At 48.4% G+C, this 19,306-nt stretch carries 17 protein-coding genes; 6 read left to right on the top strand and 11 right to left on the bottom strand.

Going from position 1 to position 19,306, the window contains the following annotated elements; all coding sequences use genetic code 11:
- Window positions 1-332 precede the first annotated feature (332 nt).
- Window positions 333-1,160, top strand: coding sequence for an aldo/keto reductase (locus ABIE27_RS25620; protein WP_123065500.1), 828 nt, complete (start codon window positions 333-335; stop codon window positions 1,158-1,160).
- A 139-nt stretch (window positions 1,161-1,299) separates the two neighbouring features.
- On the opposite strand, the gene ABIE27_RS25625 is transcribed toward ABIE27_RS25620, so the two are convergent.
- A complete protein-coding gene (locus ABIE27_RS25625; protein WP_123065638.1) occupies window positions 1,300-1,758 on the bottom strand; it encodes a cupin domain-containing protein in 459 nt (152 codons plus the stop codon).
- A 278-nt stretch (window positions 1,759-2,036) separates the two neighbouring features.
- Between ABIE27_RS25625 and ABIE27_RS25630 the strand changes: the two genes are divergently transcribed.
- Window positions 2,037-2,888 carry a helix-turn-helix transcriptional regulator gene (locus tag ABIE27_RS25630; RefSeq protein WP_123065499.1) on the top strand — a complete coding sequence of 284 codons (852 nt, stop codon included), beginning with the start codon at window positions 2,037-2,039 and terminating at the stop codon, window positions 2,886-2,888.
- A 214-nt stretch (window positions 2,889-3,102) separates the two neighbouring features.
- On the opposite strand, the gene ABIE27_RS25635 is transcribed toward ABIE27_RS25630, so the two are convergent.
- Window positions 3,103-4,719: a glycoside hydrolase family 28 protein gene (locus tag ABIE27_RS25635; protein WP_123065498.1), complete on the bottom strand. Its 1,617-nt coding sequence runs from the start codon at window positions 4,717-4,719 to the stop codon at window positions 3,103-3,105.
- A 404-nt stretch (window positions 4,720-5,123) separates the two neighbouring features.
- Between ABIE27_RS25635 and ABIE27_RS25640 the strand changes: the two genes are divergently transcribed.
- From ABIE27_RS25640 to ABIE27_RS25655, 4 genes are all read left to right on the top strand, one after another.
- The gene (locus tag ABIE27_RS25640) at window positions 5,124-5,873 is read left to right on the top strand and encodes an amino acid ABC transporter ATP-binding protein (RefSeq protein ID WP_429351850.1); all 750 of its coding nucleotides are present in this window, start codon (window positions 5,124-5,126) and stop codon (window positions 5,871-5,873) included.
- A gap of 237 nt (window positions 5,874-6,110) precedes the next feature.
- Window positions 6,111-6,950 (top strand): transporter substrate-binding domain-containing protein, encoded by an 840-nt coding sequence (locus ABIE27_RS25645; RefSeq protein WP_123065496.1) that lies wholly within the window; start codon window positions 6,111-6,113, stop codon window positions 6,948-6,950.
- 266 nt (window positions 6,951-7,216) lie between these two features.
- Window positions 7,217-7,939, top strand: coding sequence for an amino acid ABC transporter permease (locus ABIE27_RS25650; RefSeq protein ID WP_123065495.1), 723 nt, complete (start codon window positions 7,217-7,219; stop codon window positions 7,937-7,939).
- A gap of 191 nt (window positions 7,940-8,130) precedes the next feature.
- Window positions 8,131-8,781 carry an amino acid ABC transporter permease gene (locus tag ABIE27_RS25655; protein WP_123065494.1) on the top strand — a complete coding sequence of 217 codons (651 nt, stop codon included), beginning with the start codon at window positions 8,131-8,133 and terminating at the stop codon, window positions 8,779-8,781.
- Between the two features lie 576 nt (window positions 8,782-9,357).
- On the opposite strand, the gene ABIE27_RS25660 is transcribed toward ABIE27_RS25655, so the two are convergent.
- The 9 genes from ABIE27_RS25660 to ABIE27_RS25700 all read right to left on the bottom strand — a co-directional run bounded on the left by ABIE27_RS25660 (window position 9,358) and on the right by ABIE27_RS25700 (window position 19,247).
- A complete protein-coding gene (locus ABIE27_RS25660) occupies window positions 9,358-10,740 on the bottom strand; it encodes an FAD-dependent oxidoreductase (protein WP_429351851.1) in 1,383 nt (460 codons plus the stop codon).
- 268 nt (window positions 10,741-11,008) lie between these two features.
- The gene (locus tag ABIE27_RS25665; protein ID WP_429351852.1) at window positions 11,009-11,854 is read right to left on the bottom strand and encodes a carbohydrate ABC transporter permease; all 846 of its coding nucleotides are present in this window, start codon (window positions 11,852-11,854) and stop codon (window positions 11,009-11,011) included.
- Entirely contained in the window at window positions 11,847-12,680 is an 834-nt protein-coding gene (locus ABIE27_RS25670; RefSeq protein ID WP_429351889.1) for a carbohydrate ABC transporter permease, read from the bottom strand. Before ABIE27_RS25670 ends, ABIE27_RS25665 begins: the two co-directional genes overlap by 8 nt.
- Before the next feature lie 77 nt (window positions 12,681-12,757).
- Complete coding sequence (locus ABIE27_RS25675) at window positions 12,758-13,741, bottom strand: hypothetical protein (protein WP_429351853.1); 984 nt, start codon at window positions 13,739-13,741, stop codon at window positions 12,758-12,760.
- A gap of 147 nt (window positions 13,742-13,888) precedes the next feature.
- The gene (locus ABIE27_RS25680) at window positions 13,889-15,184 is read right to left on the bottom strand and encodes an ABC transporter substrate-binding protein (protein WP_429351854.1); all 1,296 of its coding nucleotides are present in this window, start codon (window positions 15,182-15,184) and stop codon (window positions 13,889-13,891) included.
- Between the two features lie 103 nt (window positions 15,185-15,287).
- Window positions 15,288-16,064 (bottom strand): response regulator, encoded by a 777-nt coding sequence (locus ABIE27_RS25685; protein WP_123065489.1) that lies wholly within the window; start codon window positions 16,062-16,064, stop codon window positions 15,288-15,290.
- Window positions 16,065-16,069: 5 nt separating this feature from the next.
- Entirely contained in the window at window positions 16,070-17,941 is a 1,872-nt protein-coding gene (locus tag ABIE27_RS25690) for a sensor histidine kinase (protein ID WP_429351855.1), read from the bottom strand.
- 302 nt (window positions 17,942-18,243) lie between these two features.
- Window positions 18,244-18,432, bottom strand: coding sequence for an aspartyl-phosphate phosphatase Spo0E family protein (locus ABIE27_RS25695; protein ID WP_123065487.1), 189 nt, complete (start codon window positions 18,430-18,432; stop codon window positions 18,244-18,246).
- Between the two features lie 545 nt (window positions 18,433-18,977).
- Window positions 18,978-19,247, bottom strand: coding sequence for a hypothetical protein (locus ABIE27_RS25700; RefSeq protein ID WP_429351856.1), 270 nt, complete (start codon window positions 19,245-19,247; stop codon window positions 18,978-18,980).
- Window positions 19,248-19,306: the final 59 nt, after the last annotated feature.

The raw sequence follows: 19,306 nt of genomic DNA on the forward strand, positions 1-19,306 counted from the left end.
TCAACTTTAACCATCATCCCTTCCCCAAGCCATTTTGGGGTAATCCCCCTATTATGAATGCGCGATTGTGAATATGGAGATTACAATATAGGTTATATATACCAAGTTTACTATATCATAGTTTTTTGGAACCATAAACCATTTTGTTGTAAATAGTTACTTTTATTTAAATAACTAGTCCAACATAACTATATATGTCTCAAAGTAATAATTATTAAAATTTAACTATCTCTTTTTAACAAATCCTATTTCGAAAATTAGACCAATTGCTTATATCGTAGTACTCTATATATAGGAAATTCACAGATGAATCAGAGGAGGAATGACCGATCATGAAACACGTTCAGGACACAACCACACTAAATAATGGAGTTAAGATGCCATGGCTTGGCTTTGGCGTATTTAAAGTGAAAGACGGAGATGAGGTTGTAAGTGCCGTCAAAACAGCGATAGAAGCTGGATACCGTAGCATCGATACCGCCAAAGTATATAATAACGAATCCGGTGTCGCTCTAGGCATTCGTGAATCTGGCATTGCTCGTGAAGATTTGTTTATCACAACAAAAGTATGGAACAGTGACCAGGGCTACGAGAGCACACTTGCTGCCTTCGAAGAGAGCATGAAACGTCTGGAGCTTGAATATCTCGATCTCTATCTGATCCACTGGCCTGTTAAAGGCAAATATAAAGATACATGGAGAGCGCTGGAAAAGCTCTATAAGGAAGGGCGTGTTCGGGCCATCGGCGTGAGCAACTTCCAGACTCATCACCTGGAAGATCTCTTGATGGATGCCACCGTCAAACCTGCGGTCAATCAGGTTGAGCTGCACCCGCTCCTGACTCAGAAGGAACTGCGCGACTATTGCAGTACACATGAGATTCAGATTGAAGCCTGGTCTCCACTTGGACAGGGTAATCTGATGGAGCATCCTTTGCTCCAGGACATCGCTGCCAAATACGGCAAGTCACCGGCACAAGTCATATTACGCTGGGATCTGCAAAACGGCATCGTGACCATCCCGAAATCCGTAACACCTGAGCGCATTCATGCCAATACCGAGCTATATGATTTCGAGTTAACAGCTGAGGAGATTGAACAGATTAACGGTCTGAACGAGAATAAGCGTTTCGGTTCCGATCCGGACAATTTTAACTTTTAAGAGCGTTATCCCGTCCAGATCAGATCCGGCAACTTCAAACAGTGTCTGGGACATCCTACCAACATAATTAACAAAAAAGGACGAAGCAGGATTATTCCCCTGCCTCGTCCCTTTTGTTATGCAATCCTGATTAACATTCTTATCCTTTGGACACCAGCTTGAAGTCATCGAAGTGAAAACCTGGCGCTACGACGCAAGTGACCAGAACCGGCTCATCGCCCAGTGGCCGTGCCGTCTGCCATACACCTGCGGGCACAAGTACCTGCGGAGATTGTCCTGCCTCGATATCCATGCCGAGAATCAGCACTTCCTCATTCTCCGGGTTTTCTCCGTTGCCACCCAATTTCAATTCAATTGGACTGCCGCTGTGCCATAACCACAGCTCATCCGAAAGCACCGTGTGCCACTCGGAAATTTCATGAGCATGAAGCAAGAAATACGTTGAACTTGCCGAGAAGCGTGGACCAGAGTAAGCATCTGGCAATACGGATTGCGGGATTTGATAAGATGCTTTCCAAACTTCCTTATACCAACCACCCTCAACGTGAGGCTGCATATCCAGCGCAGCTACGAGAGGTGATAATTCATGTGTTGTCATAACTTGTTTCCTTCCTTCCAATTCATTTTCGGGGATACTCCCAAACTGGAGCATGACCTCGCCCTCCTTACTCTAAAACAACATGTCCGTTTTGTCACCTTTACAACGGATAACCTTTCATTTTGTCCACCTTTTCCACAGTATCTCTCTATCCCTAACAGTTGATATCTATCTAGCCAAAAAACAATCTCACTCTAAATGATAGCGTTTACAAAAATATCTACTTTCCGTTATGATATGAGTATCAACGCCAAGCTGAAGTTGAGAGGAGTTGCCTAATGAGTCTCATTGAGGATCGAATCGGACCCAAGTATCGAATTGGTGATTATGCCTTTACCATAGAATATATGCGAAGACATGACGGAAGTGCGATGCCGCAGCCTCATGCTCACCCCTTTTACGAATTATATTACCTGCTCGAAGGTGAACGGGTATACTCCATGAATGGACAGATTTTGCCTGCTCGAAAAGGTGACCTGGTTCTCATCAACCCGCATGATGTACACACCACTTCCAAAGGCAACAAACCCGGCTTCGAACGCATTCTCATTGGTTTTTCGCCTGCTTTTGCCACTGGTATGGAGCTAGGCATCTGTGGCCTGTTGCCATTCAAATGCTCCAGCCTTCTTCGCCTTCCCGAGTCGGACCAACCTGAGATTGAGCGCATCCTGTGGCAGATGCTCCAGGAATGCAAAGAACGACGCCCTCACTATGAGATCGCTGTACGTAGTCTTCTGGCTCAGCTTCTGATTCATGTTCACCGGGCACAGGAGGTTATCCGGGAATCCAATCCAGGCTCGCTGCACCCGATGCAGGACAAGATCAGTGAGATCGTAACCTATGTCAATAAACACTATACTGAACCGCTCACTTTGGAAGGTGCAGCAGCCCGCTTTTATATCAGCCCGTCTTATCTCAGCCGAATGTTCAGCAGGCTTACCGGATTTCGCTTCAGCGAATACTTGCGTATCGTTCGAGTTCGAGAGGCACAGCGAAGATTACTTTCGACACAAGAGCGAGTTCAATTTATCGCAGAAAAGGTCGGATTTGAACATACCGCTCATTTTAACAAAACCTTTAAACAGATCACAGGCACAACGCCGCTGCGTTATCGCAAAGAGCATCGATGAATGTAACATGTTGTCCTGGCCTATTCTACCTATACAAAGCCAATTGGGCAGCCGTGCTCCAGCTCCAGTTATGTGCCCTTCTCTATCTCAGGAAAAGTTCAGGCGATAACTGGACTGCATACATAGCTGCCCTACTACACTTCTATTAGGTTACTTACTTCTTGTGTTATTTTAAAAGGCTGGCAAAGTACTCACCACGAAAAAATCACACCGTTTATCTACGAATGATAACTCCATTTCGGACTTCTGGACTTACCGATATCTGTCGCCCTTCTATGTCTGCATCCGTTTCCCGACATACGATCCCCGCAGATTCAAGTCCAGTGACTTTCAGCAGCTTCCCATCCGCACCCACACCTTTTATGTCCTCCAGTGTAGCGCCTTTGCAGTTGTGAAGATGAATGAGCGGACCTTCGGTGATCTGTGCCTGAAGGCCTGTAATCTGTAAATGTTTCGCCTGAGCACACTGAATGCCTGTACGAGCTTCCACGCCGAAACGTTCAATACTCACGCTGTCCAGGGGCATCTCAGGTAAACCGCTAACAAATAATGCCGTATCGGCTCCCGCGCAGACCACATCCGAGATGCGAATATCGCGGAACACCGGCGTTTCTTCGCTGACCTCTTTTGCAAGATCCCCACCGCGGGCAGACCCCTCCATATTGGCATAGAAAAAGGAAAACGAAATAGCTTCCATAATGATATCCTTCATATAAATGCGCTCAATCTGAATATCTTCTACAACACCACCACGTCCGCGTGCGCTCTTGAAACGCAAACCAATATCCGTGCCGATAAATGTACAATCCGTTACCCGTACATGCCGTACACCGCCCGACATCTCACTGCCGATTACAAAGCCGCCGTGACCATGATACACCGTGCAATCCCGAATCGTAACGTACTCCGATGGCATCCCAAGTTCACGCCCCTCGGCATCTTTACCTGACTTCATACAGATCGCATCGTCACCGACATCAAACATACTCTGCTCAACCAGAACATGACGACATGACTCAATATCCAGCCCGTCTCCATTCTGGGAGAACCAAGGGTTTCGCACATTCACTTTACGAATTGTCACATGCTCACATGCCCAGGGATGCAGGTTCCAGGCCGGCGAGTTCTGGAATGTAGGCCCTTCCAGCAGAACCCGTTTGCATCGGCGCAAGCTAACCATGTTCGGCCGCAAGAAATCCCGGATCTCTTCATGCGCAGTGAGATCACGTACTTTTTCCTGGTAGAGCTTCTCGGCAATGGCACTGCCGTCCATCGCAGATTGGGAAGGCCACCAGATCTGTTCATCCGTCGTATTCGACTCTTCTACAACACCACCAGAGGCAAGCAGTCGCTTCCACTGAGCCGCTGTCATTTTGGAACGTTTCACCGGACGCCAGGCTTCACCGCCGCCATCCCAGATGCCTTCACCTGTAATCGCAATATCTTCGAGCCCGTCTGCATCAATCGGAGACTGACAACGCACAACCTGCCAACCCTCGAAGCTTGATGCAATAAGAGAATATTTGTTGAAATCCTGACTGAATGTCACCAGCGCACCGGCTTGTACATGCAGTTCAATTCGGCTGCGAAGCACGATCGGTCCAGTGAGCCATACTCCGGCAGGAATGATGATCCTGCCTCCACCCGCGTCTGCACATGCGGCAATAACCAGCCGGAAAGCCTCTGTATTATCTGTCAAACCGTCTCCAACGGCACCATACTCAGTAATATGAAAATCATTGTCAGGAATAACGGGCAGATCCACTTCGTATGCTTGAAGTTCAGCTGCGCTGCCTGACCCTGCAGATAATGGGGAGCGATAAATATTCATGGTACGCAGTCATCCTCTCTACTCGATTCTCTCGTTTCATCATATCAACGGTACTGTAGTGACGGGTTAAGCTTTTTTGCCATGTACGGAGTGAACTTGATGTTATTTGTTATTTATATTTTGTTAGCCCGTTTATAAAAACAGGACACCAATTCCAGTTTACAACATACATCAATTCCAGTCATTGTAAATAAACTAGGAGTATCGAATCATTTTTCTGTCAGCATTCGTCACAATAAAATTAACTATATAACATATATATAACGTAAATTTGGGCTTCAGCCCTATTAAACCCATTACTTATGTCACGTTTTATTACAGACCAATTGCTATTAGCAGGATGTCTATGTATGATTAAATAACCACTTTGCAATAATACCTTTTTATTCCATTTATACTCTCCATTGCAGAAAGGGTGTGTGTTCTTGATTGAATTTAAACGTGTGCAAAAGCATTTCGGTCATTTCCATGTCCTCAAGGATATTCATCTTCGTATCGAAGAAGGAGAAGTGGTCGTTATTGTCGGACCTTCGGGCTCTGGCAAAAGTACGCTGCTCCGCTGTATTAACCGCCTGGAGACCATCAGTGAAGGTGAGCTCGTTGTCAGCGGCGTTCCTCTGCATCAGAAAAAGGTGGACATCAACCTCTTCCGCCGCGACATCGGCATGGTTTTTCAACATTTCAATCTGTATCCCCACAAAAAAGTCATCGACAACATCACTCTTGCACCCGTCAAGGTGCGTAAACAACCTAAAGCCCAAGCCGTAGCGACCGCTATGAAATACCTGGAGCGGGTCGGCATTGCCGATAAAGCAGACAGTTACCCTTCCCAGTTGTCCGGTGGACAACAGCAGCGTGTAGCCATTGCGAGAGGACTCGCCATGGAGCCGAAGATTATGCTTTTTGACGAACCGACGTCCGCCCTTGATCCCGAGATGATCGGAGAGGTTCTGGATGTGATGCGCTCCCTTGCCCACAATGGCATGACCATGGTGGTCGTTACCCACGAGATGGGCTTTGCCCGCGAGGTGGCAGACCGGGTCATTTTCATGGACGAGGGCCGTATCGTAGAAGAGGCATCCGCAGTAGATTTTTTTGACAACCCCCGAGAAGAAAGAGCACAACAGTTTCTTAGCCGCCTGATCCATCATTAGATTAGCACCATATTTCTTTCATCCAGATGCATAACTACCATGGCTAATGAGCAATGGTTAGGCTTAACTCCAATCAACACTCCTAAACTCACATCAGATCAACCACCACGAAGTAAACACAGGTAAGCCTTAAACTCAGGAAAAATAAAGCTTGGCTTTACAGATAAAAGCTATTCTCACTTAGACGTTAATCAATCATTTATGCTCACTCCACATTTTGAAAGGGGTCTTAAATTGATGAAAAATATGATGAAGTTCCCGTCTTTAACCTTAGTGTTGGTGCTTATGCTATCACTCGTATTATCTGGCTGTAACTCCACTGGTACAAATACACCTTCCGCGAGCGGTGGGGGCGACGCAGAAGCACAAGGAACGATTGAACGGATTAAGGAACGCGGCAAGCTGATTGCTGGCGTGAAATATGACACGAAGTTATTTGGACTCAAAGACCCGGCAAGCGGAGATGTGGAAGGCTTCGATATCGATATTGCCAAGGCACTCGCCAAGCAGATTCTGGGAGATGAAACGAAGGTTGAACTGAAAGAAGTGACGTCCAAAACACGGATACCGATGCTGCAAAACGGAGATATCGACATCATCATTGCTACGATGACCATTACGGATGAGCGGAAAGAGCAAGTGGATTTCAGTGATGTGTACTTCGAAGCAGGCCAATCCCTTCTGGTGAAAAATGATAGTGCCATCGCTGGTCTGGAGAGCCTGGATGGTGTGAAGGTGCTTGCCGTGAAAGGCTCTACGTCTGCACAGAACATTCGGGAGAAAGCACCGAAAGCCGAAGTGCTGGAGTTTGATAATTATCAAGATGCGTTTACAGCGCTGAAAGCAGGCAAAGGTGAAGCGCTGACGACCGATAACATCATCCTCATTGGCATGCAACAGACGGACAACAACTACAAGCTGGTTGGCGGCAACTTCACAAGCGAGCCTTATGGCATGGCGATTCGCAAGGGCGATACGGCTTTTGTAGAAGAAGTGAACAAGATGCTGAAATCCCTGAAGGATAGCGGTGAGTATGACACGTTGCATGAAAAGTGGCTGGGCAGCAAGCCTGAATAACGTTTAACAGACTACTTAAAGTGGCGCGGTGTATTGAGGGCTTGTTGTGAGTTATTCTATGCGTCTGATGACGCGAAGTATAGACCCTGATGACAAAGCAGTTTATGCAACTAACGATGGAATAGTCCATGTACCTGATGATGGAATAGTCCACCGTCGGCTAAACATTCCATATGTACTGCAAGCATCTACTGTATGTGAGAGATTCGCATACAGCAGATGCGCTGTTGTTTTATTTTCACACCTGGAGAACGGGGGCTCTTGTTATGGGCACATTGGATTTCAGCGTACTTTTCAGACACTCCGATCGCTTTATGGAAGGATTTCTGAATACGATTCAAGTGAGCGTGATGGCTCTGATTGGCAGCTTTGTGCTGGGGGCCATTCTGGCGATCTTTCGAATCTCACCGGTCAAACCGTTGAACTGGTTTGGTACGGCCTTTGTGGAGTTTATCCGCAACATTCCGTTGCTGCTGGTGGTGTTTTTTTTCTATCTTGGACTGCCCTCGCTGGGTATTTCGCTGGATGGATTTGTCGCAGGCACACTGGGACTAACCATCTATACGGCCGTTTTCATCGCGGAAGCGATTCGGGCAGGCATTCAAACTGTACCTCGCGGTCAACTGGAGGCGGCACGTTCATCGGGACTGTCTTATGTACAGGCCATGAACCTGATCATCCTGCCGCAAGCGATCAAAATTGTATTGCCTTCCATTGGCAACCAATTTATTAATCTGGTCAAAAACTCATCCATCCTGGCCGTTGTGGCGGGCATGGACTTGATGTATTTTGCCGACATTGTGAACTCCGATACGTTCCAGCCCCTAAGCGTCTACACCATCGTTGCCCTATTCTATCTGACACTGACCTTACCGCTCAGCTTCCTGGTGCATTATATGGAACGCAGATTTGGACAGAGTGATGCAGAAGCACGCAAACCCAAAGGGAAACCGAAGAAAAACAAACCTGCCGGGCAGGTTACGATGTAGGGCATATCTAATCCAGTCACATGTGGTGATTCCCCAAGACCAGCCTTAAACAAGGCTCCACATGCCGTTTGGAATGCTCTATATTCTATGCTCCGTCTCCATGTTGCATATGTTTCGTCTTGAACATGTACCACAGCCTACGCGCATCACGCATTGAACATATATTGCTCACCGAAGGAGGCATCGGATGTATGGACTTTAGCGGGGCCTATGAATGGCCTAACCTTCGTTTCCTGTTGCAAGGATTTTGGGTGACCCTGCAGGTCGCGGGCTTATCCATTGTGTTCAGCTTTGTGCTGGGCACGCTGCTCGGTACCATACGATTTACACGAATCCCCGTCCTCTCCCAGATTGTGGCGGTCATCGTAGACACCATTCGTAACCTGCCGCTGCTGCTCATCATCTTTTTTATCCATATCGTGCTGCCACAGCTTGGCATTAAAATGCCACCCTTTTGGTCCACGGTGGTGGGATTAAGTTTGTTTGAAGGCGCCATGATCGCTGAAATCGTGCGAAGCGGCCTTAAGTCTGTAGAACGTGGTCAAGTGGAAGCAGCCCGCTCCTCTGGCCTAAGCTACATGCAGACGCTCAGCGGCATCATCATGCCACAGGCTCTGCGCCGCATGTCTCCGCCCATGGTAAGCCAGTTCATCTCACTGCTGAAGGATACGTCACTGGCAATCATCATCTCCTTGCCGGAGCTAATGCGCAATGTGCAGATCCTCGGCGGTCAAAGCTTCGATTACATCATCCCGGCGTTGTTGCTCGCTGCTGCACTGTATTTCATCATCAACTACTCCCTCTCGATCGTTGCCAGAAGACTTGAGGCACGCATGAACTAGGGAGGTGAAGCGTTGTTTTGTTCCAGTCGCTTGTGGCAAGGTTCGAAGGGAGGCTGCTCTATTGCTCCATGTTGAACAGTTTGAGGCAACCGCTACGGTTGCTCGCGATTCAACTTTCCAGCTTCAATACTCGAAGTGGAACCGCCCAAAATATGAGCTAAGCAAAGCAACGGTTCGAAGTTTAAAAGCTCCAGTTCCACATTTTTCATGGAATCGGAGCTTTTGAATTCTAACGATCTCAGATGAGCTTATTTAGCCATTTTTGAGGCATTTTCAATTCTAACGATCCGTAGGAAGCTTATTTTGCTGATTCCGATCATTTTCCGCCCCATTCGGAGCAATCTCGGCAAAATAGCGTCACTGGGGATCGTTAGAATGTTTATGACTACTTTTTTGCCCGAATAAGGCTTCTGGGGATCGTTAGAATTTCAACACTGTGCGGTTACGCTAATCTTATACTTAATGTTTTAGGCGAGTATCACTCTCCTTCGTTGTCGTCATACCTCGCTTTCCCCCTGTTCCCTTACCCTCACTTCAACGCTCATTCTCCCCCGACTCTTTGCTCAGACCGTAGCATCATTTGCCCTCACTTCCCTGTTCCACTCCAATTGCCACACCATTTTGGCGCAACTCTGCTTGCAACAGTGATACAGGAAGATTCGCAGGCGCAAGTTTCAGCTTTACTGCCATAGCCGCAGCTGTTCCCGCAGCTTCTCCCGTTGCCATACAGCTTGGAGTCAGTCTGGTTGTAGCGTGAGCCTCATGTGTCGTGGAGATACAGCGTCCGGCAGCCAGCAAGTTGCTGATATTTTGCGAGAGCAGAGAACGATAGGGAATATCATACGCACCATCACCCTGAATAAAAGCTGCCGTCACGCCTTGTCCAGATGGATCATGAATGTCAACAGGATAGCCACTTCTGGCGATCACATCTTCGAACTTCCGCCCTGCAACTACATCGTCCTGAGTCAACGCATAAAGCCCAATGACACGTCTGGATTCACGAATACCGATCTGTGGGGCTACAGCCGAGATCGAAGCTCGTTCGAAACCCGGCACATCGTTCCGCAGAAATTCGGCAATCATCAGCACCTGCTTTCGTCCTTCCTGTTCAGCTTCGGTTAAATCCACAGCATTGGTGGCATCAAGCCCCTGCACCCGGGTACAGTTAATCAGCACTTCATCTGCCGCCGGTCCGGTAAAAAATAACACCTGATCGCGTTGAATCGGCACCGCCGCTTTCTTCCAGTGTGAATAGAAGCCGCTCACGCCCGTCAACGGAATCGTATCCAATTCGGCAAACGGTGTTTTCTCATAAAAATCCTCCGGATGCTCCTGCATATACTGCTTCACACGCCCGAGATCCACGCCGCGCATACGGAACTTCATCGTCATGGGCTGAGACTGGCTGTCTTCCTCCCGTCCCTTCGCTATAGCAGCCCCAGCCAGATAAGCCACATCCGCATCACCGCTCGCATCGACAAATACGTTCGCCTGAATCTCCAGCTGACCGGATTTGTTCGTCACTCGCACTGCCTCTACTCGGTCACCTATCGTAGCAACACCATCTACGAAGCTGTGCAGCAACAGCCGAACACCCGCCTCTTTCAACATCGCTGCCGCAACCACCTGATAGACGGCCGGATCGTACGGTGTCACGCTATGCACAAATCCAACCGTATCACGTAGATGTCCAGGTGAACCGCCGCGTGCCTGCAAGCGATCCACAATCTCCTGTGCAATCCCCCGAATGACCTGCTCACCCTGCTCGGTATGAAACGTCATCCACGGGTAGACCATAGCAGCCGTTGACATCCCGCCAACGAATCCGTAGCGTTCCACTAGCACCACGCGAGCACCCTGCCTCCCTGCTGCAATCGCCGCCGCTATGCCTGCAGGACCGCCTCCGACGATGACAACATCCGCCGTTTCCCTTTTGACATTCGCCACTTCATTCAAATGAGCCCTCTCCCTTCCATACGATACGCTGCTCTTCCATATGAATAATGGATTGAATCCCTCTACCTACTCTCGCCCGATCCTCTTGCGCTCATCCCGCTCTCACCGTACTAAATCCATCCTTCTGTTACCTTTCAGTTCTCTCTCACTCTCCCCTTCCCTCCCAGTAGCTACACAATCTCCTCACTCCACCACAACCCTTTTCCCAAACCGTTACAAATGTTCACACCCCCTCATATTCATTGCATCCCCCGCTTCTCCATCCCGACTACTCCTTCAATCCCGTCATCGCCACACCCTCAATGAAACGCCGCTGCGCCAGGAAAAAGACGATCAATAGAGGCACCGTCGCCATCACGGTTGCACTCATCAAATACTGCCAGGCTGTGCCCACCTCATCCGTGAACAGGGACAATCCCAGCGGTAACGTCATCAGCTCTCTCGAATTGATAAAAATCAACGGATCAAAGAATTCATTCCAGCTCGTCACAAATGTAAAAATAGTCAGAGTCGCCATGCCCGGCTTGGCAAGGGGAAGCATAATCTGCCAATAAATCCGAAACCGGCTGCAGCCGTCAATCATCGCCGCTTCCTCCAGCTCAGTCGGCACCGTAATGAAGAACTGCCGCATCACAAAGATGCCAAACACACCGCCCGCGCCAAAGATCGGCAGTAAAATCAGCGGAAGATGCGTATCGATCCACCCCAGCTGCCGCATAAACAGAAACATCGGAATCGCTGTGACTTCATGTGGAATCATCATCGCGCTCAGCAAAATGAGAAAAACCACATTCCTTCCCGTAAACGGAATCTTGGCAAAGGCATAACCCGCAAGCGAAGCAAAAAACACTGTGCCAAGCACCACCAACGCAGAGATATACACACTGTTCCCATAAAAACGATGAAACGGAATCAATCGAAACACATCGATATAATTCTGAAATTGCAAGCTGTCCGGTATCCACTGTGGTGGATAGGTAAATATGCTCTGCGGTTCCTTGAGGGATGTCGAGACCATCCAGATCAACGGAACAATCATGATCAGCGAAACTGCCGTCAGTATCAAATAGGTGCCAACAGCAGTCCCGAACCTCCGGCCTGTCAATCTAGGCATCGCCTTCACCAAATACCCACCTCTTTCGGAGCTGCCATTGCAGCAGCGTCAGAATCAGCACAATCAGGAACAGCACGTATGCAAGGGATGAAGCATAGCCGAACTGAAACAGCTTAAATGCTTTTTCCCAGATGTAATAGACCAGAACTTTCGTGCTGTTGCTCGGCCCGCCTTGGGTCATGACATAGATCTGTCCAAATACTTTGAGCGACCCAATGACGGTCATCACCACGGTCAGAAATACGGTCGGCGTAATCATAGGCAGGGTGACGTTGAAAAAAGAAGCCCTTCTGCCCGCGCCATCCAGTGTCGCCGCTTCGTACAGGGAACGCGGTACCTGCTGAAGTGCTGCAATGAACAGCACCATATTCAGACCGACATTTTTCAGCACACTCGTCACAATAACGGCAGGCATCGCCAGATCCGGATCGTACAGCCAAGCAGGACCTTTAATGCCCATCATCAATAGTAGCTGATTGATTAACCCCGACTCCGTTGCATACATCAGCTTCCACACGATGGCCCAAACAATTAATGATGTCATAACCGGGACAAAAATGGCCGTTCTGAAAAGGCCGATCCCTCGAATGCTTTTGGATAAGAGCAGGGCGAGCAGCAAAGCGAGTACGATATTCAGCGGCACCAGACCTGCCGTAAAGTAAACCGTATTGCCAAGCACTTCCCAGAACATGGCATCCGTCATAATATCCCGGTAATTGTCTAGTCCGATAAAATGGTGCTCCCCAAGCAGCGGCCAATCCGTCAGGCTCATATAAAACGCAAGCCCCATTGGGAACAGAAGCAGCAAAGTAAAGCCCAGCACCATCGGTGAAATAAACAACCAGCCAGCAATCTGCGCTTCCCTGGCGAGCGGCCCTCCACGTCTCCGCTTTTTGGATCGGCTCACGAGCCATCCCTCCCTGAACCCAAACCATCTAAAAGTTCCGTAGGATCGGGAGGGTCAGAATGTCCAGTCGCAGATGATTCCGGAACATCCCGTTCCGAGCCCAAAGGCTCCTTTTGCCCCAGACGGTCAATCGCATTGCGAAAGCTATTCACCGCTCTGCGCAGTTGATCCTCCGTTTTACCTGTAACCATTGCCCCGAGCATAATAGCTTTAATGCCACTGTGATGAAGCACGGGAACATCCTCCGGTACCAACTTACGCTGGGAAGGAACAAGTACCGGTACTCCGGCCTGCAAGACCAGCTGCCGATAATGAAGCACGTCCGCAAAGCTGAGCGGGGTGCCGTATTCTTTGCCGGGTACAATCGAAGCCTCCAGTGCAGTAAAACCGAAATGTGCAGCAGATGCCACCAGAGACACATCATACTCGTTGTTAATCGCAAACGTAGATTCCAGCCCATGGTCTTGCAACATAAAAGAAGGCAGATGATGCGCATAGATCGAGTAGAAATCAAAGCCTAGATCCGCCAGGCGCTCCACATCTTCTCTCCGTGTCCCTTCGATACTCCCGGATGGCACAACGCCGAATGGACCAGCGAACTCCGAGCGGATCGCCCGAAATACCTCGGTGTATTCATCCAGCGAACCAAAATGGTTGCCGCTTGCGCGATGGCCCACATTAAAGTGCACCTTCAGAGCATCCGCACCTTCCTCCCGTGCCGCCTGAGCCAGTGCGAGATCATTCCCGGGCAGACTGACGATGAGCGACAGCGGTTTTTGCTCCAGCATAGCTTGCAGTTGACCTGTCTTTGGCGTATTTTGCTTAGTCCAAAGTTGACCGGCTTCATATAAACATTCCAGCTTCTGCACCCCCTGCGGATGATGTATCTGTTGTGACTCCTGTGTCTGTTCCGTCCTCTGTGACCGCTGCTGCATCTGCTCCGTCTGCTGACCCTTCTTCATATCATCCACCTGTTTCATCCCCTCACTTCTCTCACTCTTCATACGCCTCATTTCCTATCATTTTCCTTTTTTTCGTCATTTTTCTTTACGTCATTTTCCTGTCCTCCCTACGCTCTATTCTCATTTACTCTTCATCTCCCGCACTCCTTCACTCTCTCCCTCTCGTCAGGGCTGCAATATGCGCTGCACTTCCGTCTGCATTTGTTTCAAATTATCCTCTGGCGAGGCTGTACGGGCGAATAATCGGTCAAACCCCTGCAGTACCGCGTTATCAATATCCTGCCAGCGGATATGTCCCGGAATCAGACGGGCTTTCGGCATTTCATCAATGACCGCCTGCACGATATGCTCTTTGCTCGGGTTATTCGGCTGCTCGATAAAGGCGTCGGAGTTCAGCACCGAAGTACGCGCAGGCACAAAGTACGTTGCGGTTGCTTGCGTTCCCTGTTCACTCGCAAAATACTTCAGCAATTTCTTCGTTTCCTCCGGGTATTTGCTATCCTTAAACATCGCATAACCTGCCTGCCCCAACATCGGTACGCTGCCCTGTGAGCCGGACGGCATAGGTGCAATACTCCATTCAAAATCCTTGATCTCCCTTGCTTTGGACACATAGCTGTAGTTATCGAAGAACATGCCCACATTGCCTGCATCAAAGCTCACCTGCTCGCCCGCTTTCGGGTGGGATTCATCGGTAAACATCATGCGCTCCAGCATGGCAAAGGTCTGTATTCCGTACTCATCATTCCAGGTAAACGCTGTCATATCTTCGTTGAACGGCCCGCTTCCGTTAGACCAGGAATATGAAGAAAGCACGGCCCAGGTCTTCCAGTCCCGAAAAAAGTTAGCCCCATAGATGCGATTCGCCGCATCCTTGCTGGTTATTGCTTTGGCAGAAGCCTCGAACTGCTCCCACGTCCACTCGCCTTTGGCAGCCAACGTATTCGGATCGGTCAGCCCGGCCTTGTCGAAGAGCGTATGATTATAAAACATCACCACAGGCGGTGTGGAAAACGGCAAGCCTAACAGTTGATCTCCCTCACGGAAGAGATCCAGCGTGCTGGGAATGTAATCGTCCAGCTTAAATTGTGCATCATCCTTGAACGCCGACACGTCGGCCAGGATGTGATTGGACTTGAACTGCGGTATCATGCGTTCCGATACCCAGGCCAGATCAGGGAGCGAGCCGCCAGCGGCAAGCACCGATATTTTCTGCTGATAATCGGCAAAGGGTACCGATTCCATCGTTACCTTGATGCCCGGATTTTCTTTGGTAAAGCCATCAATCAGCTTGTTGTACACATCAATGTGTGCCTGATTACCCCACATCATGAATTTCAGTTCTACCTTGTCGTTCTCTCCGCCAGAGGCGTTAGAAGCCCCGCCCGTATTGCTGCTTGTGCATCCAATTAAAGCTGTAATCATAAGCGCGAGAATCAGCATCAGTCCTGCCTTTTTCATGGAAATCCCCCCTTATGGACGTTATGGTATTCCTGTGCCACCTCAGTATATCGAAAGCGCTCTTTGCTCCTAAATCACGTCAGTTGCAGAAATGGTACGTTTTTTAAAGAGGTTTTTTCGAACTGTATCCATCACGATACTCCCCTGCCGTACACCCCATCTGCTGTTTAAAAACCAACATGAAATGTTTCGGACTCTGATATCCGGATAACCGGGCAACGTCATAGATTTTGAGTCCGGTGTTGGCCAGCAGCCACTTGGCCCGCTCCATTCGTGCCTCCGCGATATATTCGGAATAGTTGATGCCTGTCTCGGTTTTGAACAACTGGCTCAGATACGTCGGGTTCAGATTGACCAGTGAAGCAACCGTCTGGAGCCGCAGATCGCCATCGGGATGCTGATGGATATGCTCTTTCACGCTGCGAATAATTTTGCGTGGTTCCCCGTGTTCCGGGTTGGCTGCGCCAGAGGTTTCGGGGATAGGAAGTGTAGAGAGACCGGTTCTGCGGTCCAGCAGCAATTGCATTTTTTGCAAACATTTCACCAGTTCATGACGTTCGATTGGCTTCAAAAGATAACTTAATACCCCGTGTTCCATCGCCCTGCGTGCATATTCGAACTCTCCGTACCCGCTAATGATAAGCATCAGCAGATCAGGGTACATCTCTCTTGCTAATGAAACCAACGTCAATCCATCCATCTCGCGCATACGGATATCCGTGATTAATACATCCGGCACTTCACAACGCAGTACCTCCAGTGCCTCGGCTCCGCTTGCCGCTTCCCCCACCACCTGAAACTGAGGGGACGCCTGTACAATCAACTCTCGTAATCCCTGACGAATTACCGTTTCATCCTCCACCAGCAGCACTTTATACATGCGTATCAATCCCCTTTCCGTTGAAGGTGAATGGATAAGGTAACAACCAGCCCTTGCCCGGGGCTGCCATCAACACTTAGTCCGCTGTCTTTTCCATACACCAGATGCAGCCTTTGAGCGATATTGTGCAGGCCCAGGCTCTCCCCGGCACGACGATGCAGAATGGGATTAGCGGGTGAGTGCACGTTTTGTCCAGAAAAGGTCTGTCCAGAGATAGAAGCATTTAACCGATCCAGCTCCTCCTGTTCCATTCCTTTGCCGTTGTCCCTAACACTGATGAGCAGTTCCTGATCGAATAAAACGGCAGATACCCAGATCATACCTCCCGTGCCGCCGCCTGCTAGCCGTCCTTCAATCCCATGGCAGATCGCATTTTCCACCAGCGGCTGCAGGATCAGCTTGGGAACAAGACAGTCGTTAACTTCTTCCTCCATGTCATAGATGATCTCCAGTTCACCGTTGTAACGCACTTGCTGAATTCGCACATAAGAATCGACAAACGCCAGCTCTTCCCGCAGCGTCACCATGCGATCTGCCTTATCAATGGTATATCGCAGTAGCCTGCCAAGCGCTGTCACCATTGCAGATACTTCGGCATGCCTCTGGCGGACAGCCATCATGTTGATCGACTCCAGTGTGTTGTATATAAAATGAGGGTTCATCTGGCTCTGTAGCGCCGACAGCTCTGCTTCCCGTTCCTGAATTTCGAGCATATACACCTCATGAAACAGGCGGTGAATCTCCTCCATCATGCGGTTAAATCCTCTGCTGATCTGCCCCAGTTCATCACTGCTGTATTGAGTAACCCGCTGGCTGAAATCACCCTGTTCCACCCGAATCATATGATGTTTCAGACGAATAAGCGGACGCGTGACTCTATAAGATACGAGTACGGCAAGGGTCGCTACAGCCGCCATACAGAGAAGAGCAAGTCCCATCGTAAAGGTCAGCATCTCCCCCGACTCCTTTTGAATGACCGTAATTGGCGTCAGGCTGATCACGGACAACCCCGAATATCCCGAATGATGCCTTACATGGAGGTAGGAACGTCCATCCAGTTCTATCTTCTGATTGTCTGCATAATCCTGAAGCTTTCCATGGGATAACAAAGGAGCATAAGCGGATAACCCGTCTGTAGACGTTTTTTCAAAAATAAGACGATGCTGGCTATCCACGATCATCAGACTTGCCTTTTGCTCAAAATTCAGATTGGATAATAGCTGTCCAAAGGCCTCCAGCCGGATATCGATCAAAATGTACCCCAGCCGCTGGAGCGTCCCCGGATCACGTAGCTCTCTGCCCACGGTGATGTATTCCGCTTCCTGACCACTTACGTAGTAGCCGGGAATATGCGGGGGAAGCAAGTGCCATATGCCTTCGGTGCTCCTCAATTCGGAAAACCATTTCTCTTGGCTGCCGTCCCAGACGGGTTTGACCGCAAGGGAGTCCAGATTGGAGAACAGGATACCGCTGTTGCTGATCAGATGAATGCCTCGAATCTCTGGCCGATCATAGGCTTGAGCTGACGTATACAGCTTCATTCTCTGATAATCATCCGACTTCGCCCACGTCCCTGAACCCATCGAACCATCGTACTTCCTCAGGATGCCAAGAACGGTCTGGTCATAGAGCGGCAAGAGCGACAACCGCTCAAAATCCTTGAGCATTCGGTTCAGATTGGTGTTGATCTGCCGCACCATATCAATGGTGAATTGCTCTGTCTTGCGATCCAGTGTCTGCGAAAAATGGGCGTAGCTCATCACCCCCTGCAAGCTAAGCGGCAAGAGAGTCAATGCCAGAAAAAGCACTAGCAGCTTGGAGCGCAGGTTTATGCTTTTTCGGATTGAACGAACAAAGTTCAACGTCCTTTCTGCCATTCACTTGTCCCCCTCCTTCGTTTCATTGTATGAGACCTCGCTGTTGTTCGATGAGACGGTTCAATCCGTTGGAACCAACAGATGCATCCATTCCGGATGAATTGAGGTCATCATATCCAGTTTAGAGATGTCGTGACGATCCTGTAAGCTATGGATTTAGTACGGAATTTAAAGAGGAAGAGGCTTGAGCGCTGTTATCAGGGGAATTGGCGGGAGCGTGATTTAACTTTCGGAAAACATTAAAAAGCCGACTTCAGCATTGCGGTCGACTTCTTTTTGGTCACAATAAAAAACCGACTGCATTAAGCAATCGGTTGTCTCTGCATCATATGTTTTTTATATTGGAAACGATAATATTCATTGATTAGCTCATCCAACACCATGGACTGTTCGAGGACTTTGTTATCCTGCATGCCATGATTCTCCGCCAACCGACGTAACTTCTGCCTATCCCGTTCAATTCGATCTTTGATCTGCTTCGGTTCACCCATAGCATGCACCCCCTCGTTTTACATCATTTTAGGATACATTGCCAAAAAATTCATATTTTATTCCTTTGCAAAATCAAATGATTGTTTGCAAAGGTTTAGTTTCATAAGTTCAGTATTTTTTAAAATGTCCATTAATTAAAAACACATACAACATATGGATGCGCGGTCTTATGTTTTATCCACATATCGTGATCCATCCACATTTCACAGAAACGCCAAGTCAGGATTCACCCCATCACCCATTTTAATAAATGTCTCATATGATCCGCTAAAGGTGATTTTACCTTGATGAATGAAATGCAGAACAATCGGAATACAGGAAGAAACGAAAGAGGTCTTTGGCCTTCAAAGTTAGAGGAAATAACAAACCCTGTAGTTGTTAGATAATCCCCTTCTCATCAGGAATACCTTGTATTTCTGGCGGACGTTTAATCAACATTTGCGATCAGATCAAGTCGTTTTGCCAGACCCATTTTTTTGTTGCTACAATTTAGAAAACAGGGCTGTCCCTAGCCAATTTTATGACTTATGGGACAGCCCCTGCCTTATTTATTTCGTAATGAATTTGCTAAATACAACATTAACATCCCTATAAATATCAATAATATTCCTTCAATTTTATACGACCAAATCTCTGAGTTTATAAAACTACCAAAGATATCAGAGGTATCAGACTTTACATTTTGGTATTCTGCCAAAACCAACATAGCTTTGTCCATACCCCAATCAGTACTTTGAGCAATAAACTGAAATCCAATAACAAATAATACAATAGAACAGATAAGGGGAACTAAGAAATTCATTTTACTTTTCAAATTTAAATTCTCCTTTAGTAATATAATATTGCTATTGTATGCGTTATTAAATTACCAAA

The organism is Paenibacillus sp. 4624 (assembly GCF_050435065.1).
Taxonomy (GTDB): domain Bacteria; phylum Bacillota; class Bacilli; order Paenibacillales; family Paenibacillaceae; genus Paenibacillus; species Paenibacillus amylolyticus_D.

Bases quoted from the DNA above. Each gene is read 5' to 3' on its own strand.
- ABIE27_RS25670 (WP_429351889.1), bottom strand. From the start codon at position 12,680: ATGGTGCTGGGCTTTACTTTGCTGCTTCTGTTCCCAATGGGGCTTGCG.
- ABIE27_RS25645 (WP_123065496.1), top strand. From the start codon at position 6,111: ATGAAAAATATGATGAAGTTCCCGTCTTTAACCTTAGTGTTGGTGCTT.
- ABIE27_RS25625 (WP_123065638.1), bottom strand. From the start codon at position 1,758: ATGACAACACATGAATTATCACCTCTCGTAGCTGCGCTGGATATGCAG.
- ABIE27_RS25620 (WP_123065500.1), top strand. From the start codon at position 333: ATGAAACACGTTCAGGACACAACCACACTAAATAATGGAGTTAAGATG.
- ABIE27_RS25650 (WP_123065495.1), top strand. From the start codon at position 7,217: ATGGGCACATTGGATTTCAGCGTACTTTTCAGACACTCCGATCGCTTT.
- ABIE27_RS25675 (WP_429351853.1), bottom strand. From the start codon at position 13,741: ATGAAACAGGTGGATGATATGAAGAAGGGTCAGCAGACGGAGCAGATG.
- ABIE27_RS25695 (WP_123065487.1), bottom strand. From the start codon at position 18,432: ATGGGTGAACCGAAGCAGATCAAAGATCGAATTGAACGGGATAGGCAG.
- ABIE27_RS25630 (WP_123065499.1), top strand. From the start codon at position 2,037: ATGAGTCTCATTGAGGATCGAATCGGACCCAAGTATCGAATTGGTGAT.
- ABIE27_RS25655 (WP_123065494.1), top strand. From the start codon at position 8,131: ATGGACTTTAGCGGGGCCTATGAATGGCCTAACCTTCGTTTCCTGTTG.
- ABIE27_RS25665 (WP_429351852.1), bottom strand. From the start codon at position 11,854: ATGCCTAGATTGACAGGCCGGAGGTTCGGGACTGCTGTTGGCACCTAT.
- ABIE27_RS25680 (WP_429351854.1), bottom strand. From the start codon at position 15,184: ATGAAAAAGGCAGGACTGATGCTGATTCTCGCGCTTATGATTACAGCT.
- ABIE27_RS25635 (WP_123065498.1), bottom strand. From the start codon at position 4,719: ATGAATATTTATCGCTCCCCATTATCTGCAGGGTCAGGCAGCGCAGCT.
- ABIE27_RS25690 (WP_429351855.1), bottom strand. From the start codon at position 17,941: ATGGCAGAAAGGACGTTGAACTTTGTTCGTTCAATCCGAAAAAGCATA.
- ABIE27_RS25685 (WP_123065489.1), bottom strand. From the start codon at position 16,064: ATGTATAAAGTGCTGCTGGTGGAGGATGAAACGGTAATTCGTCAGGGA.